This window comes from Aeromonas sp. S18(2024), assembly GCF_041402525.1.
Taxonomy (GTDB): Bacteria; Pseudomonadota; Gammaproteobacteria; order Enterobacterales; family Aeromonadaceae; genus Aeromonas; species Aeromonas enteropelogenes.
This window is the reverse complement of sequence record NZ_JBGLQV010000006.1, coordinates 160,400-175,495: the sequence shown is the minus strand read 5'-3', so window position 1 is coordinate 175,495 and position 15,096 is coordinate 160,400. Positions and strand designations below refer to the sequence as shown.

The 15,096-nt window shown below is 59.5% G+C and carries 14 protein-coding genes; 7 read left to right on the top strand and 7 right to left on the bottom strand.

All coding sequences use genetic code 11. From position 1 onward, the window contains the following. Positions 1-359: 359 nt before the first annotated feature. From ACB034_RS12280 to yacG, 7 genes are all read left to right on the top strand, one after another. Positions 360-818 (top strand): prepilin-type N-terminal cleavage/methylation domain-containing protein, encoded by a 459-nt coding sequence (locus ACB034_RS12280; protein WP_371172926.1) that lies wholly within the window; start codon positions 360-362, stop codon positions 816-818. A 3-nt stretch (positions 819-821) separates the two neighbouring features. Next, positions 822-2,528, top strand: coding sequence for a PilB family type IVa pilus assembly ATPase TapB (gene tapB / locus ACB034_RS12275; protein WP_342013425.1), 1,707 nt, complete (start codon positions 822-824; stop codon positions 2,526-2,528). A 221-nt stretch (positions 2,529-2,749) separates the two neighbouring features. Beyond that, entirely contained in the window at positions 2,750-3,991 is a 1,242-nt protein-coding gene (locus tag ACB034_RS12270) for a type II secretion system F family protein (RefSeq protein WP_201980459.1), read from the top strand. 66 nt (positions 3,992-4,057) lie between these two features. Continuing rightward, on the top strand, positions 4,058-4,924 hold the full coding sequence (locus tag ACB034_RS12265) for an A24 family peptidase (RefSeq protein WP_371172925.1): 867 nt from the start codon (positions 4,058-4,060) through the stop codon (positions 4,922-4,924). A gap of 3 nt (positions 4,925-4,927) precedes the next feature. Next, positions 4,928-5,542 carry a dephospho-CoA kinase gene (gene coaE, locus ACB034_RS12260; RefSeq protein ID WP_371172924.1) on the top strand — a complete coding sequence of 205 codons (615 nt, stop codon included), beginning with the start codon at positions 4,928-4,930 and terminating at the stop codon, positions 5,540-5,542. A gap of 37 nt (positions 5,543-5,579) precedes the next feature. Continuing rightward, positions 5,580-6,302, top strand: a complete 723-nt coding sequence (zapD, locus tag ACB034_RS12255) for a cell division protein ZapD (protein ID WP_061476588.1) — start codon at positions 5,580-5,582, stop codon at positions 6,300-6,302. Between the two features lie 9 nt (positions 6,303-6,311). Next, complete coding sequence (gene yacG / locus ACB034_RS12250) at positions 6,312-6,506, top strand: DNA gyrase inhibitor YacG (RefSeq protein ID WP_371172923.1); 195 nt, start codon at positions 6,312-6,314, stop codon at positions 6,504-6,506. A 62-nt stretch (positions 6,507-6,568) separates the two neighbouring features. Here yacG and mutT read toward each other — a convergent pair whose 3' ends face one another. The 7 genes from mutT to ACB034_RS12215 form a co-directional block, all read right to left on the bottom strand. Continuing rightward, positions 6,569-6,964, bottom strand: a complete 396-nt coding sequence (gene mutT / locus ACB034_RS12245) for an 8-oxo-dGTP diphosphatase MutT (protein ID WP_026457309.1) — start codon at positions 6,962-6,964, stop codon at positions 6,569-6,571. A gap of 90 nt (positions 6,965-7,054) precedes the next feature. Further along, on the bottom strand, positions 7,055-9,775 hold the full coding sequence (gene secA, locus ACB034_RS12240; protein WP_124238853.1) for a preprotein translocase subunit SecA: 2,721 nt from the start codon (positions 9,773-9,775) through the stop codon (positions 7,055-7,057). A 59-nt stretch (positions 9,776-9,834) separates the two neighbouring features. Then, on the bottom strand, positions 9,835-10,740 hold the full coding sequence (locus tag ACB034_RS12235) for a M23 family metallopeptidase (protein ID WP_201941473.1): 906 nt from the start codon (positions 10,738-10,740) through the stop codon (positions 9,835-9,837). A gap of 140 nt (positions 10,741-10,880) precedes the next feature. Next, positions 10,881-11,804, bottom strand: coding sequence for a UDP-3-O-acyl-N-acetylglucosamine deacetylase (gene lpxC / locus ACB034_RS12230; protein ID WP_371172922.1), 924 nt, complete (start codon positions 11,802-11,804; stop codon positions 10,881-10,883). Positions 11,805-11,903: 99 nt separating this feature from the next. Next, positions 11,904-13,055 (bottom strand): cell division protein FtsZ, encoded by a 1,152-nt coding sequence (gene ftsZ, locus ACB034_RS12225; protein WP_026456700.1) that lies wholly within the window; start codon positions 13,053-13,055, stop codon positions 11,904-11,906. 39 nt (positions 13,056-13,094) lie between these two features. Then, entirely contained in the window at positions 13,095-14,354 is a 1,260-nt protein-coding gene (gene ftsA, locus ACB034_RS12220; RefSeq protein WP_026456699.1) for a cell division protein FtsA, read from the bottom strand. Then, complete coding sequence (locus ACB034_RS12215) at positions 14,335-15,087, bottom strand: cell division protein FtsQ/DivIB (RefSeq protein WP_371172921.1); 753 nt, start codon at positions 15,085-15,087, stop codon at positions 14,335-14,337. The genes ftsA and ACB034_RS12215 overlap by 20 nt, the downstream gene beginning before the upstream one ends. Positions 15,088-15,096 lie beyond the last annotated feature (9 nt).

Here is a 15,096-nt window from a genome sequence, read left to right as displayed (position 1 = left end):
TCCGGCTACGCCACCCGAATGTCTGGCAGATACCATCACCTCTATAGGTAATGGCTTGATAAGGCAGCTAAAACAGACTCATTGAGAGGCCCGTCAACATAACCGCCCCCTCGACTTGCAAAAGGCGCCCTCGGCGCCTTTTCTTTATATGTTGTACCAGCAACAAAAGAAGGGGGAGGCAATTAAGCAGAGACAGGTCAGTTTTCGCTCTTTTTTCACCCAAATAGAGGATTGGATCAAAAACTTTAATGACGGGCCTGCGCACTTGTTGCCAACGCCATCCGCTCAGATAAGATATTGACGCGTGGTTAGTTTTCCACCGCCACTTCCCAGGAACAATGGATAAAAGGATATTTAAAATGAAGAAACAGTCAGGCTTTACCCTTATCGAATTGATGATCGTGGTCGCGATCGTCGCCATCTTGGCTGCTATCGCACTGCCGGCATATCAGACTTACACCCAAAAAGCGAAATTTTCAGAAGTTATTGCTGCAACTGGCGCTGTAAAAACAGCAGTTGAAGTTTGTACTCAAACTCAAGACCTCAGCACCGCCAACTGTTATACCCAAGGGTCATATGGCATCCCTGCCGCGCCATCTGCAGCAGGTTATGTAAACTCTGTTGCGCTTGCAGCAGATACAGCACCTAACGTTAAGATTACGGTGACCTCACAAAACGTGAACTCCGCAGCTTCAGTAGCAGGGGCTACTTATATTCTTAAAGGCACTGTGGATGCCACAACCAAACAAGTCACTTGGAAACATGATGGTTCAAGTGATGCCAACGGCGGTTCATGTGTAGGAGCAGGGCTCTGCTAACGCATGACCTCTAGCCCCCATAGCGGCCTGGCGATAAGCCTGGCCGCCTCTTCGTTGATCAGCGAAGAGGATTCCCAGCGCTACCTGAGTCAGGCCAAGGCCCAGCGCAAACCCTTCGTGGCGTTTCTGGTGGAAAACCAGATCCTCGACAGCAAGGCGTTGGCCGATTTCTGCGAGCTGGAGTATGGGGTACCTCTACTGGATCTTGCCGCCTTCGACCTGGCCGAGATCCCGCAGAAGTACCTCAATCAGAAGCTGATTGAGAAACATCATGTGCTGCCCATCTACACCCAGGGCCACACCCTCTATATCGCCATGTCGGATCCGACCAATGTGTCGGCACTGGAAGATTTCGGCTTCAGCTTCGGGCTCCATACCGAGGCGCTACTGGTGGAGGAGAACAAGCTCACCACCGCCATCGGCAAGCTGCTGGAGAACGAGACCGACGTGCTCGGCATGGAGGATATTGACGAGTCGGAGATCTCGGATCTCGAGGTTTCCGACGAGAGCAGTCGCCTCGACGAGAGTGTCAACACCACGGACGATGACGCCCCCATCGTCAAGTACATCAACAAGATCCTGATGGATGCCATCAAGCGCGGCGCCTCCGACCTGCACTTCGAACCCTATGAGCAGAAGTACCGCATCCGCTTTCGCATTGACGGCATCCTGCACGAAATCGCCACGCCACCGGTCAATCTGGCCAACCGCTTCTCGGCCCGCCTCAAGGTGATGGCACGGCTCGATATCGCCGAGCGGCGCCTGCCCCAGGATGGGCGTATCAAGCTGAAGCTGTCGCGCAACAAGTCGATGGACATGCGGGTCAACACCCTGCCCACCATGTGGGGGGAGAAGATCGTTATCCGTCTGCTGGACTCCTCGGCGGCGCGGCTCAATATCGAGCAGCTCGGCTTTGACGACAGGCAGAAGGCGCAATACCTGCGCGCCCTCTCCAAGCCCCAGGGGATGATCCTGGTGACCGGCCCCACCGGCTCGGGCAAGACAGTCTCGCTTTACACCGGCCTCAACATTCTCAACACCACAGAGGTAAATATCTCCACCGCCGAGGATCCAGTGGAGATCAACCTGCCCGGCGTCAACCAGGTGCAGGTCAATCCCAAGGCGGGACTCACCTTCGCCAGCGCCCTGCGCTCCTTCCTGCGTCAGGATCCTGATGTGGTGATGGTCGGGGAAATACGGGACTTGGAAACCGCCGAGATCGCCATCAAGGCGGCGCAAACCGGCCACCTGGTGCTCTCCACCCTACACACTAACTCCGCTGCCGAGACCCTGACCCGGATGATGAACATGGGGGTGCCCGCCTTCAACATCGCCTCCTCGGTGACCCTGATCATGGCCCAGCGGCTGGCTCGCAAGCTGTGCGATCACTGCAAAGCGCCCGAAGTGGTGCCGGAAGCCGAGTTGCTGGAGCTGGGCTTTACCCCGCAGCAACTGGCTGCGGGGCTGAGGTTGTTCAAGCCGGTGGGTTGCAAGGAGTGCTCGGGCGGCTACAAGGGACGGGTCGGCATCTACGAAATCATGCTGATGTCGGAAAATATCGCAAAATTGATCATGCAGGGAGCCAACTCGCTGCAGATCGCCGCCATCGCCCAAAAGGAAGGGATGCGAACCCTGCGCACCTCCGGGTTGGAAAAGGCCCGCCTGGGTGTCACCAGTCTGGCGGAAGTGAACCGGGTCACCACCAACTGACTAAGGGGTGCCCCTCTACGGACAATGCCGGATCGTGCCGTAACGCCTTCTGGAAGCTGGCGACATAAATACGGGATGCCAGAGAGCAAATCGGGCAGGCGCCAAGATGGCCCCCCATCGAATCAGTATCCCGCTGGCAAGTGCCAACCGGGGACCTTGACCAGGTCAATGGCGAAGAGGTGTGAGACACCCTGCGCCCGACCCAATTGCAGGATGCAGTGATGGCAACGCTAACCAACAAGAATAATGCCCCCAAGAAAGTCTTCGCGTTTCGCTGGAGCGGGGTCAACCGCAAGGGCCAGAAAGTTTCTGGCGAACTCCAGGCCGACAGCATCAATACCGTCAAGGCCGAACTGCGCAAGCAGGGGGTCAATGTCACCAAGGTGACCAAAAAATCCCAGGGGCTGTTCTCCAAAGGCGGCGCCAAGATCAAACCGATGGATATCGCCATCGTCTCGCGCCAGATCACCACCATGCTCTCCGCGGGTGTACCGCTGGTGCAGAGCCTGCAGATCATCGCCCGCAGCCATGAAAAAGCCTCGATGCGCGAGCTGATGGGGATCGTCGCCGCCGATGTGGAGACCGGTACCCCCATGTCGGAGGCGCTGCGCCGCCATCCCCGCTACTTCGACGCCCTCTACTGCGATCTGGTGGAGGCGGGCGAGCAGTCCGGCGCACTGGAGACCATCTACGATCGCATCGCCACCTATCGAGAAAAATCGGAAGCGCTCAAGTCCAAGATCAAGAAGGCGATGTTCTACCCCACCATGGTCATCCTGGTGGCCATCGTCGTCACCTCCATCCTGTTGCTGTTCGTCATCCCCCAGTTCGAAGACATCTTCAAGAGCTTCGGCGCCGAGCTGCCCATCTTCACCCAGTTCGTCATCGGCATCTCCCGCTTCATGCAGAACTGGTGGTATGTCTTCTTCGGCGGGGCGGCGCTCGCCATCTTCCTCTATGTCCGCGCCTGGCGCGCTTCTCAAAAGGTAAGAGACAACACCGACAAGTTCGTGCTGACCATCCCGGTGGTCGGCATGATATTACACAAAGCCGCCATGGCCCGCTTTGCCCGCACCCTCTCCACCACCTTCTCGGCCGGTATACCATTGGTGGATGCACTCATCTCGGCGGCGGGGGCCTCCGGCAACTATGTCTATCGCACCGCCGTCATGGCCATTCGTAACGAGGTAGTGGCCGGCATGCAGATCAACGTGGCGATGCGCACCGTGGATCTCTTCCCCGACATGGTGATCCAGATGGTGATGATCGGCGAGGAGTCCGGCGCCATCGATGATATGCTCTCCAAGGTCGCCACCATCTTCGAACAGGAGGTGGATGATCTGGTGGATGGCCTCACCAGCCTGCTGGAACCCCTCATCATGGTGGTGCTCGGGGTACTGGTCGGCGGCATGGTTATCGCCATGTACCTGCCCATCTTCAAGCTTGGCGATGTCGTGGGTTGATTCATGAGGGCATTCCGGCCAAGGCCGCCCATGCCCTTTCCTTTATTTGATGACTGACGGTTGGTTATGACACTTCTTATCGAGCTGGCGCACGGCTTACCCTGGCTCTATCTCTCCCTGGTTTTTCTCTTCTCCCTGATGATCGGCAGCTTCCTCAACGTGGTGATCCATCGCCTACCCATCATGCTGGAGCGGGAGTGGCAGGCCGAGTATCACGGCTACTTCGAGACACAAGCGCCAAACAGCGAGCCGGTTGAGCGTTACAACCTGATGGTGCCGCGTTCTGCCTGCCCCCACTGCGGCCATGCCATCACGGCCGCCGAGAATATCCCGCTCCTGAGCTGGCTCTGGCTCAGGGGTCGCTGCCGGGAGTGTCAGGCCCCCATCTCGGCCCGTTATCCCCTGGTGGAGCTACTGACCGCCCTGCTCTCGGTGGCGGTAGCCACGACCCTGACGCCGGGCTGGGGTGTGCTGGCAGCCCTGCTGCTGACCTGGGTGCTGGTGGCGCTCACCTTTATCGATCTGGACAAGATGCTGCTGCCCGACCAGCTTACCCTGCCGCTGCTGTGGGGCGGATTGCTGTTCAATCTGCTGGGTGGCTTTGTACCGCTGGCCGACGCGGTGGTCGGGGCCATGGCCGGCTATCTGGTGCTGTGGAGCCTCTACTGGGCTTTCAAGCTGCTGACCGGCAAGGAGGGGATGGGTTATGGCGACTTCAAGCTACTGGCGGCACTCGGTGCCTGGCTGGGCTGGCAGTCGCTGCCCATCATACTGCTGCTCTCCTCCCTGGTGGGCGCCATCATCGGCATCGCGCTGCGCAAGCACCATCAGGGCAACCCCATCCCCTTTGGCCCCTATCTGGCCATCGCGGGCTGGATCGCCCTGCTGTGGGGCGATACCATCACCCGCTGGTATCTCGAAATGGTGCTCTGACCCATGTATGTAGTCGCAATCACCGGCGGAATTGGCAGCGGCAAGACTACGGTGGCCAACCAGTTTGCCGAGCTCGGCATCGACGTGATCGATGCTGACGTCATCGCCCGCGAGGTGGTGGAACCGGGCACCCCGACCCTAGCCGCCATCGCCGCCCACTTTGGCCCGGATGTCATCGCCTCCGATGGCCGGCTCGATCGCCGCCAGCTGCGCGAGCGGGTCTTCAGCGAACCCGATGCCAAGGCCTGGCTCAATGCCCTGCTCCACCCCCTCATCCGCACCGAAATGCAACGCCAGTGCGCCGCCGCCCGCGCCCCCTACTGCCTGCTGGTGGTTCCCCTGCTGGTGGAGAACAGGCTCACCGGGCTCGCAGATCGGGTGCTGGTGATCGACGTGGACGAAGCGACCCAGATCGCACGCACCTGTCGCCGGGATGGAGTGAACCCGGAGCAGGCCAAGGCCATTCTGGCCGCTCAGGCCAGCCGGGATGAGCGTCTCGCGGTCGCCGACGACATACTCGACAACCGGGCAGAGGACAAAATGGCAATCAGAACGCAAATTTTGGCCCTGCACCAAACATATCTGGCGTTTGCCTCTCAACAAGCCAAGCAACAGTGAGTACACTAGGCCGGTTTATGGCTGGCCAGGATTAGGCATGATTTACGATTTCCCCCTCAATGAAAAAAGCCGGACTTATCTGCGTCTGGAATCCCTGTTTTCCCAGATCCACGACAATCTGGAGAGTGACCAGTCCTGGGCACATATCGCCTTTTTCAAGGGGCTGTTCGATCTGCAGGAGTTGCTTGAGCGCGGCGATCTGCGGGCCGATCTTATCAAGGATCTGGAGCGCCTCAGCCAGCGTCTGAGCCACTGGGCCAACCTGCCCGACGTGGATCTGGAGCAGGTCAAGCTGATGCAGCAGGAGTGCAGCCAGCTCTCCCGCAGCCTGCTGAACGCCCCCCGCCCCGGTGCCCGCCTGAAAGAAGATCGCCTGCTCGGCTCCATCCGCCAGCGTTTCTCCATTCCGGGTGGCTTGTGCGCCTTCGACGTGCCGCAGCTGCACCACTGGCTCGCCACCCCAGCCATCACCCGCCATCAACAGATGCAGGGCTGGCTCAGCGACATCACCCTGATGATGAATGCCATCTCCCTGCTGCTGCGCCTGTGGCGCGAGTCAGGCTGCTTCAGCGATCAGGTGGCCACCAACGGCTTCTTCCAGGACACCGCCGAGAGCGCCGAGCTGATCCGCATCCGTCTGGCGGACAACCTGCTCTGCTACCCGACCCTGAGCGGTCACAAGAATCGCTTCGCCCTGCGTTTTCTGCCCACCACAGAGCAGCAGATTGGCGATGTACCGTTCCAACTAGCCTGCTGCTGAGGAGTGCTCATGGTCACCAAGGTCAAGTGCCCTACCTGTAACAGTAAAGTGGAATGGGGCCCGCAGAGCCCCTTTCGCCCCTTCTGCAGCAAGCGCTGCCAGCTGATCGATCTCGGCGAATGGGCCGATGAAGAGAAGCGCATCCCGGGGGAGACAAACCCCGACCTGTTGCCGGATCCGGAAGAGAGCGACCGCTGGCTATAAGCCGCATCCGCCAAAATACAAAAAAGGGCCTGAAGGCCCTTTTTCATTTCCGGATCAGAGGATCAGCCCTGCAGGCGCGCCACTATGGGGCCATTGGCATCGGGGAAGTGATAGTTGTGCAGCTCGGCCACTGGCACCCAGAGACACTCCTGCCCCTCTTTGCCGAACGGCTCACCGCTAAAGCGCGTCACCTTCCAGATATCCAGCAACACCTGCTTCTCGGGATAGTCGTGGTGCAGCTCCATGAAGGGGGAGCAATCCTGTACCCGGATGCCGATCTCCTCCCACAGCTCCCTGTCCAGAGCGGTGAGCAAGTCTTCACCCGACTCCACCTTGCCACCGGGGAACTCCCAGCGATCCCCCTGATGGCGGTCGGAAGATCGCTTGGCGATGAAGATCTCGCCCCGCTCGTTCTCGATGACGCCCACCGCCACCCAGATCCGTTTTTTCTGTTCCATCTCGGTTACCTCGTCAGATACGGCCACTGCGCGTTCCTCATCAATAACAAGGCGGGCACTGGGCCCGCCTCGTGATGGCATCGCGCGTTATCAGGTCAACTGACCGTGACAGTGCTTGTACTTCTTGCCGGAGCCACAGGGGCAGGGATCGTTGCGACCTACTTTCTGCTCGTCCCGCACGAAGGTGGTGTGACCCTCGTCGGAGGCTGCCTCTTCACCCGCCAGCTGGTTCTCGGCACTGGCATGGGTGTAGGTGCGGGGAGCAGCTTCAGCCTGCTGGCGCTGCTGGGCCTCCATCGCCTCCACGTCGCGCTCCTGCACCTGAACCCGGCTCAGGATGCTGACCACGTCGCGCTTGAGGGTTTCCAGCATCTGGGTGAACAGATCGAAGGATTCACGCTTGTACTCCTGCTTGGGGTTCTTCTGGGCGTAGCCGCGCAGATGGATGCCCTGACGCAGGTGATCCATGGCCGCCAGGTGCTCCTTCCACAGGCCATCCAGGGTCTGCAGCATCACGGCCTTCTCGAAGTTGCGCAGCACCGCGGTGCCGACCAGTTCTTCCTTGTGGGCGTAGAGCTTGCGAGCCTCATCCAGAATGCGCTCGCGCAATTTCTCTTCGTAAAGCTTGTCGTCTTCTTCCAGCCACTTGACCAGCGGCAAGTCGAGGGAGAAGTCACCCTTGAGGCGAGCTTCCAGACCCGCTACGTCCCACATCTCTTCCAGAGACTGGGGCGGGATGTACTCGTCGATCACGTTGTTGTAGACGTCATCGCGGATCACGTGGATGGTCTCGGAGATGTCATCGGTATCCAGCAGCTCGTTGCGCTGCTCGTAGACCACTTTACGCTGGTCGTTGGCCACATCGTCAAACTCGAGCAGGCTCTTGCGGATGTCGAAGTTGCGACCTTCCACCTTGCGCTGGGCGTTCTCGATGGCCTTGGTCACCCAGGGGTGCTCGATGGCTTCGCCCTGCTCCATGCCCAGCTTCTTCATCATGCCGGTCACGCGATCGGAGGCGAAGATCCGCATCAGGGTATCTTCCATGGAGAGATAGAAGCGGGAGGAGCCCGGGTCCCCCTGACGACCGGAACGGCCGCGCAGCTGGTTGTCGATACGGCGGGACTCGTGGCGCTCGGTGCCGATGATGTGCAGACCGCCAGCGGCCAGTACCGCGTCGTGACGCGCCTGCCAGGCTGCCTTGATCTCACGGATCTGTTCGTCGGTCGGGTTCTCCAGCGCGGCGATCTCCGCCTGCCAGTTGCCACCCAGCACGATGTCGGTACCACGACCGGCCATGTTGGTGGCGATGGTAACGGCGCCGGACTGGCCAGCCTGGGCAACGATCTCCGCCTCCATGGCGTGGAACTTGGCGTTCAGCACCTTGTGCGGGATCTTCTCCTTGGTCAGGATGCCGGAGAGCAGCTCGGAGTTCTCGATGGAGACGGTACCCACCAGCACAGGCTGGCCCCGTTCGACGCAACCACGGATGTCGTCGATGATGGCGGCGTATTTCTCATTGGCGGTCAGGTAGACCAGATCGCCCATATCTTTGCGCACCATCGGCTTGTTGGTCGGGATTACCACGGTATCCAGGCCATAAATCTGCTGGAATTCAAAGGCTTCGGTATCGGCGGTACCCGTCATGCCCGCCAGCTTGTTGTAGAGGCGGAAGTAGTTCTGGAAGGTGATGGAGGCCAGGGTCTGGTTCTCGTTCTGGATCTTGACCCCTTCCTTCGCCTCGACGGCCTGGTGCAGGCCATCGGACCAGCGACGACCCGGCATGGTACGGCCGGTATGCTCGTCGACGATGACGATCTCGTCCTTCTGGACGATGTAATCCACATTGCGCTCAAACAGGGTGTGGGCACGCAGACCGGCGTTGACGTGGTGCAGCAGGCTGATGTTGGAGGCGGAGAACAGGGAGTCGTTTTCGTCGAGCAGCCCCTCTTTCTTGAGCAGCTCTTCCACGAAGATCTGGCCGTTCTCGGTCAGCAGCGCCTGGCGGTTCTTCTCGTCCACCGTGTAGTGGCCATCGCCTGTGTACTCTTCGGTATCTTCCTTGTCCTGCTTGACCAGCAACGGAATCAGCTTGTTGACGCGGATATAGAGTTCGGAGCTGTCTTCGGCCGGGCCGGAGATGATCAGCGGAGTACGAGCTTCGTCGATGAGCACGGAGTCCACTTCGTCCACCAGGGCGTAGTTGAGCGGACGCTGCACGCGCTGTTCCGGCGAGAAGGCCATGTTGTCGCGCAGGTAGTCGAAACCGAATTCATTGTTGGTACCATAGGTGATGTCGGCGGCGTAGGCGTCGCGCTTCTGGGATGCATCCATGCCCGGCACGTTGCAATCCACCGTCATGCCGAGGAAAGTGAACAGCGGGCGGTTCGCCTCGGCGTCACGCTTGGCCAGATAGTCGTTCACTGTCACCACGTGTACGCCGCGACCGGAGAGCGCGTTCAGATAAGCCGGCAGGGTGGCAGTCAGGGTTTTACCTTCACCCGTCTTCATTTCGGCGATGCGGTTGGAGTTCAGCACCATGCCGCCGATCAGCTGTACGTCGAAGTGGCGCATGCCAAATACTCGCTTGGAGGCTTCGCGCACGGTGGCGAACGCTTCCGGCAACAGCTGCTCCAGGGTCTCGCCCTGCTCCAGACGCTGACGGTACTCGGCGGTCTTTGCCTGCAGTTCGGCGTCGGACAGCGCCTCGAACTGCGGCTCCATCGCATTGATCTGTTTTACAATTTTGCGCAAAGCCTTGAGCGTTCTGTCGTTCCGGCTGCCGATAATCTTGGTAAGCAGTGTGCTAATCATGGGTACCAACTATTTCTGGTTATAAAAGCGTTCCGTCACTGGAACCTGAAGAAAAAAACCTAACCCCGGCTGGCACTCAGAAAGCGTGCGGGGTTGACCTGACGACCGTCTTTCAACACTTCGTAATGCAGATGGACGCCGGTCGCGCGACCGGTACGCCCCATCAAGGCAATCTTCTGACCCTGATCGACCAGGGTACCAACTTCGACCAGCAACTTGGAGTTGTGGGCATAGCGGGTCACCAGGCCATTGCCGTGGTTGATCTCCACCATATTGCCAAACTCCGGATGACGACCGGCCCATCTCACCACACCCGGGCCCGTGGCCAGGATGGGGGTGCCCACCTTGCCACGATAATCGACCCCTTTGTGCATCTTGGCCCGACCGTTGAACGGGTCGACCCGCCCCCCGAAGCCGGACGACACCCAGACCCGCTCCTGCTGGACCGGCGTGCCGGAGATGAAACCGGCATCAGTGATATGGTGATTCATGATGAAAGATTCAAGTACCGACAGCTGCTCTTCACGACTGCTGAGCTGCTGGCTGAGATGCTTCATGGAGTCCTGCAGCTCGTTGAGGCTGACTTCCAGATCTTCATCGTAGGAAGGACCGCCCATGGGGGGCAGTTCCTTGAAATTGAACTCCTCGGGATCGAGGTCTGCCTGCTCGGTCAGACGTTCACCGAGGGCATTGAGGCGCCCCAGCTGCCCCTGCATGGTGCCCACCTGGGCCGCCAGCATGGCAAGTTGTTCACGGGCTTCGTCGCCACTCTGTTTGGCGGATTGCTGCTCGGCCATGGCCAGCGCCAGTTCCAGCGCGTCCATTTTCTGCTGCCAGCTCTGCCAGAGCCAGCCGCCCCCCAGGGCCAACAGGGAGAAAACGATACCGCCGACCCAGGCCAGACGCTGTTTGGGTACGTGCAACTTGTGTCGCTGCTTGCCGTGGAGGATCAGGGTAATGCTCATAGAAATCTGTCTGCTCGGTCAGGTACGGTCCAGAGACTGCACGGGAAATAAAACCGGGAGATAATCGGTATTGAAGGATGGAGTAAACAAATGACGGAACGTCGGTGCGGAGAGAGGACCGACGTTCCGTTGCACAGCTATCAGGCCAGAACCAGACCGTTGTCGTAGTAAGCGATAGGCGCTTTGTCGCCCTCGCCTTCAAAGGTCACCAGTTCCCAGGCTTCCTGCTCGGCCAGCAAGGCACGCAGCAGCTTGTTGTTCAGGGCATGGCCGGTCTTGTAGGCACGGAATTCGCCGATGATGCTGCGGTTGCACATGTAGAGGTCACCGATCGCATCCAGCATTTTGTGCTTGACGAATTCGTCCTCGTAGCGCAGACCATCTTCGTTCAGCACTCGGTAGTCATCCAGTACCACGGCGTTTTCCAGGCTTCCGCCCAGCGCCAGATTCTGGGAGCGCAGGTACTCGATATCACGCATGAACCCGAAGGTACGGGCACGGCTGATCTCTTTCACGAAGGAGGCACCGGAGAAGTCCAGTACGCAACGCTGGTTGCGCCCTTCAAACACCGGGTGCTGGAAATCGATCTCGAGATCCATCTTGAAGCCGTTGCGATAGGGGTGGAATTCCGCCCACTTGTCGCCGTCTTCAACCCGGATACTCTTCTTGATCCGCACAAACTGCTTGGCCGCATTCTGTTCACGGACCCCGACTTCCTGCAACAGGTAGATAAAGGGGTGTGCACTGCCGTCCATCACCGGGATCTCGGGCGCGTCAACCTCGACGTAGAGGTTGTCGATCCCCATCCCGGCAAGGGCTGCGGAGAGGTGCTCAATAGTAGAGACACGGACACCGGCTTCGTTGACCAGTGCGGTACAGAGCATGGTATCGCGCACCTGATCGGCATTGGCTGGCAGCTCCACCACAGGATTCAGGTCGGTACGCAAGTAAACGATCCCTGTGTTCACAGGAGCCGGACGGAATGTCATGGTGACTTTCCGGCCCGAATGCAGGCCGACGCCAGTCGCCTGTACACTCGTTTTCAAGGTTCTTTGTCTAATCATGGGTGTACCCTAAACAGCTTAAAATCCGGACCAGATGGTCGTTGGCAGGCCATCTTAGCACATTCCTTAAGCAACAAACAAACCAGCCCCATAAGAGGCTTAGTCAGCCTGCTTGCGCAGGAACGCCGGAATATCCAGATAATCCGGTTCGCGACGAGCCTGTGGCTCGGCGTTGACCACCTTGGCCGGAGCCTCTTCCATCACGCGGCCCTGCATCATGTCGCTGACCAGCGGCTGGCGCACCGGGCGCTCTTGCACCTGGCTGCTCTTGACCAGGGTGATGTCCGGCTTGCGCTCGGCACCGATACCGGTCGCAACCACGGTCACACGCAGCTCGTCGTGCATTTCCGGATCGATTACGGTACCTACCACCACGGTGGCGTTCTCGGAGGCGAAGGCCTTGACCGCATTACCCACGGTTTCGAACTCTTCGATGGTCATGTCCATGCCGGCGGTAATGTTGACCAGGATGCCACGGGCACCGGCCAGATCCACGTCTTCCAGCAGCGGGCTGGAGATGGCTTTCTCTGCCGCTTCTTCGGCACGATCGTCACCGGAGGCGGAACCGGTACCCATCATGGCGGTACCCATTTCGCGCATGACGGTACGCACGTCCGCGAAGTCGACGTTGATCAGGCCCGGACGGGTGATCAGCTCGGCGATACCCTGTACCGCGCCCAGCAGCACGTCGTTGGCAGCCTTGAAGGCGTCCAGCAGGGAGATACCGCGGCCCAGCACTTTCAGCAACTTGTCGTTGGGGATGGTGATCAGGGAGTCGACATTCTTGGACAGCTCTTCGATACCATGCTGGGCAAAGCCCATCCGCTTCTTCCCTTCGAAGGAGAACGGCTTGGTAACCACCGCCACGGTCAGGATGCCCATCTCGCGAGCCACTTCGGCCACGATCGGCGCAGCACCGGTACCGGTACCGCCGCCCATGCCGGCCGCGATGAAGACCATGTCGGAACCGGTCAGCAGCTCACGCAGCGCTTCCCTGTCTTCCATGGCGGCGTCACGACCCACTTCCGGGTTGGCGCCAGCGCCCAGACCCTTGGTGATGCCACCGCCGATCTGCAGGGTGGTGTTGGCACTGGAGTTGCGCAGTGCCTGGGCGTCTGTGTTCACCGTGATGAACTCTACGCCCTCAATGTTCTGACGCACCATGTGCTCGACGGCGTTGCCACCGCCGCCACCGACACCGATCACCTTGATGACGGCTTCGTCAGTATGGCTATCCATGAATTCAAACATATCGTCTCTCCGCTTTATTTGCTGACTTCAGCAAAATTCTTAGAACTCGCCACGCAGCCAGTTGCTGACCCGTTTGACCAGACCACCGACACTTGCCTTGGCGGCATATTCTTTGTTGCTACCTGTCGCCTGATGAGTACGGCCGTACTGCAACAACCCGACCGCAGTCGAGTAGACAGGCGCCTGCACGTAATCGCTCAAACCACGTATATTCATGGGCTCACCCACCCGGACCTGGCACTGGAAGATCTGCTCTGCGCACTCCACCACGCCTTCGATCTGGGCCGCACCACCGGTCAGAACCACACCGGCAGCCAGCTGATGCTTGACCCCTTGCGCTTTCAATTCGCTTTGTACCCGCACCAGCTCGTCATTCACCATGGAGAGCAACTCGGTGTAACGGGGTTCGATCACTTCAGCCAGTGTCTGCCGCTGCAGGCTGCGCGCCGGACGGCCGCCGACACTGGGTACTTCAATATTGTCTTCCTTGCTGACCAGGCGGCCGAGGGCGCAGCCGTAACGCACCTTGATCGCCTCGGCGTCCAGCGGCGGTGTGCCGAAGGCGTAAGCGATGTCGCTGGTGACAGTGCTGCCGGCATACGGGATCACCTTGGTGTGACGCAGGGCACCGCCGGTAAACAGCGACATGTCCATGGTGCCACCGCCAATGTCCACCACGCAGACACCCAGCTCCTTCTCGTCTTCGGTCAGCACCGCATAGCTGGAGGCCAGGGCGGAGAAGATCAGCTGATCTACCCGCAGACCTACCTTCTCTACGCATTTTTCGATGTTGCGCGCCATGTCGTTGTGGCAGGTCACCAGATGGACCTTGGCCGCCATCCGCACGCCGGAGAGACCGACCGGGTTCTTGATCCCCTCCTGGTAATCGATGGCGAACTCCTGGGGCAGCACGTGCAGCACCCGCAGCTCGTCAGACAGACGTACCGATTTGGCGGTGTGGATCACGTTGTCCACATCCTCCTGGGTCACCTCCTCGTCGGAGATGGGCACCATGCCGGTCTCGTTGCGACAATCGATATGCTTGCCGGACAGACCGAGGTAAACCGAGCTGATCTGGCAGTCGGCCATCATCTCGGCCTCTTCCACGGCACGACGCAGAGACTTGACCACGGAGTCGAGATCGTTGACCCCGCCCTTCTCCATGCCGCGGGATGCGTGACTGCCCATGCCGATGACGTTCAGTTCGCCGTCCGGCAATACTTCCCCGACCAGAACCGCCACCTTGGTAGTGCCGATATCCAGTCCGACAATCAAATTCCTATCTGCGGTGTTGGTCATGCACTTTCTCTTCGCTCTTCTTCCAGCCAACCGCCATTCCGGTGTCGTATCGAAGATCCACGTACGCAACCTGCGAACGGGGTTCGATCACCGGGAAGGCATCGATAAACCGCTGCAACCGGAGCGCGATGTCGTTGCGTCCGAGGAACAGCTTGATATTGCCATCCAGGGTCAGTTCCCAGGCATGGCGGGGAGTCAGATTCACTCCCAGCAACTTGTATCCTTTGGCAGCCAGTTGCGACTCGTACTGCTGGCTCTCTTTCAATACCCGAGCAGCCTGGTCATCCGGTCCTGATAGCTGCATCAGCGCTACCTTGACCCGATCCGGAGCACTGAACACCTTGCCCTGGGTATTGACGAAGCGGTTGCCATTCCAGCGCGCCGCCACATCCTGTTCGGTGAGGTAGACCTTGATCTTGTTCGGCCACTTCTTGCGGACCGACACCGAGGCCACCCACGGCAGGGCATTCAGACGCCCCTGCAATTCGTTCACATCCAGCTCGAAGAAGTTGCGCGACTCGGCACCATCCAGCACGGCCTGCCGCAACTCCTCTGTCTGCAAATACTGATGTTGCCCCTGCAGCAACAACTCGCTCATGGGCAACCGATTGGCGTCAGTCAGCCAACCTTTAACATCCAGCGCCGTCCGGTAGCAGCTCCATATCACCAGCAGGAAAAACGCCACTCCTGCGATGAAGCCACCCTTGGTGCGCCCCTGTGCCCTTGACTCCACCCGATCGAT

What these genes read in the sequence shown, in the direction of transcription:
- ftsA (WP_026456699.1), bottom strand. Translation starts at nt 14,354, where the DNA reads ATGACCAACACCGCAGATAGGAATTTGATTGTCGGACTGGATATCGGC.
- yacG (WP_371172923.1), top strand. Translation starts at nt 6,312, where the DNA reads ATGGTCACCAAGGTCAAGTGCCCTACCTGTAACAGTAAAGTGGAATGG.
- lpxC (WP_371172922.1), bottom strand. Translation starts at nt 11,804, where the DNA reads ATGATTAGACAAAGAACCTTGAAAACGAGTGTACAGGCGACTGGCGTC.
- zapD (WP_061476588.1), top strand. Translation starts at nt 5,580, where the DNA reads ATGATTTACGATTTCCCCCTCAATGAAAAAAGCCGGACTTATCTGCGT.
- ACB034_RS12280 (WP_371172926.1), top strand. Translation starts at nt 360, where the DNA reads ATGAAGAAACAGTCAGGCTTTACCCTTATCGAATTGATGATCGTGGTC.
- ACB034_RS12265 (WP_371172925.1), top strand. Translation starts at nt 4,058, where the DNA reads ATGACACTTCTTATCGAGCTGGCGCACGGCTTACCCTGGCTCTATCTC.
- ftsZ (WP_026456700.1), bottom strand. Translation starts at nt 13,055, where the DNA reads ATGTTTGAATTCATGGATAGCCATACTGACGAAGCCGTCATCAAGGTG.
- coaE (WP_371172924.1), top strand. Translation starts at nt 4,928, where the DNA reads ATGTATGTAGTCGCAATCACCGGCGGAATTGGCAGCGGCAAGACTACG.
- secA (WP_124238853.1), bottom strand. Translation starts at nt 9,775, where the DNA reads ATGATTAGCACACTGCTTACCAAGATTATCGGCAGCCGGAACGACAGA.
- tapB (WP_342013425.1), top strand. Translation starts at nt 822, where the DNA reads ATGACCTCTAGCCCCCATAGCGGCCTGGCGATAAGCCTGGCCGCCTCT.
- mutT (WP_026457309.1), bottom strand. Translation starts at nt 6,964, where the DNA reads ATGGAACAGAAAAAACGGATCTGGGTGGCGGTGGGCGTCATCGAGAAC.
- ACB034_RS12235 (WP_201941473.1), bottom strand. Translation starts at nt 10,740, where the DNA reads ATGAGCATTACCCTGATCCTCCACGGCAAGCAGCGACACAAGTTGCAC.
- ACB034_RS12270 (WP_201980459.1), top strand. Translation starts at nt 2,750, where the DNA reads ATGGCAACGCTAACCAACAAGAATAATGCCCCCAAGAAAGTCTTCGCG.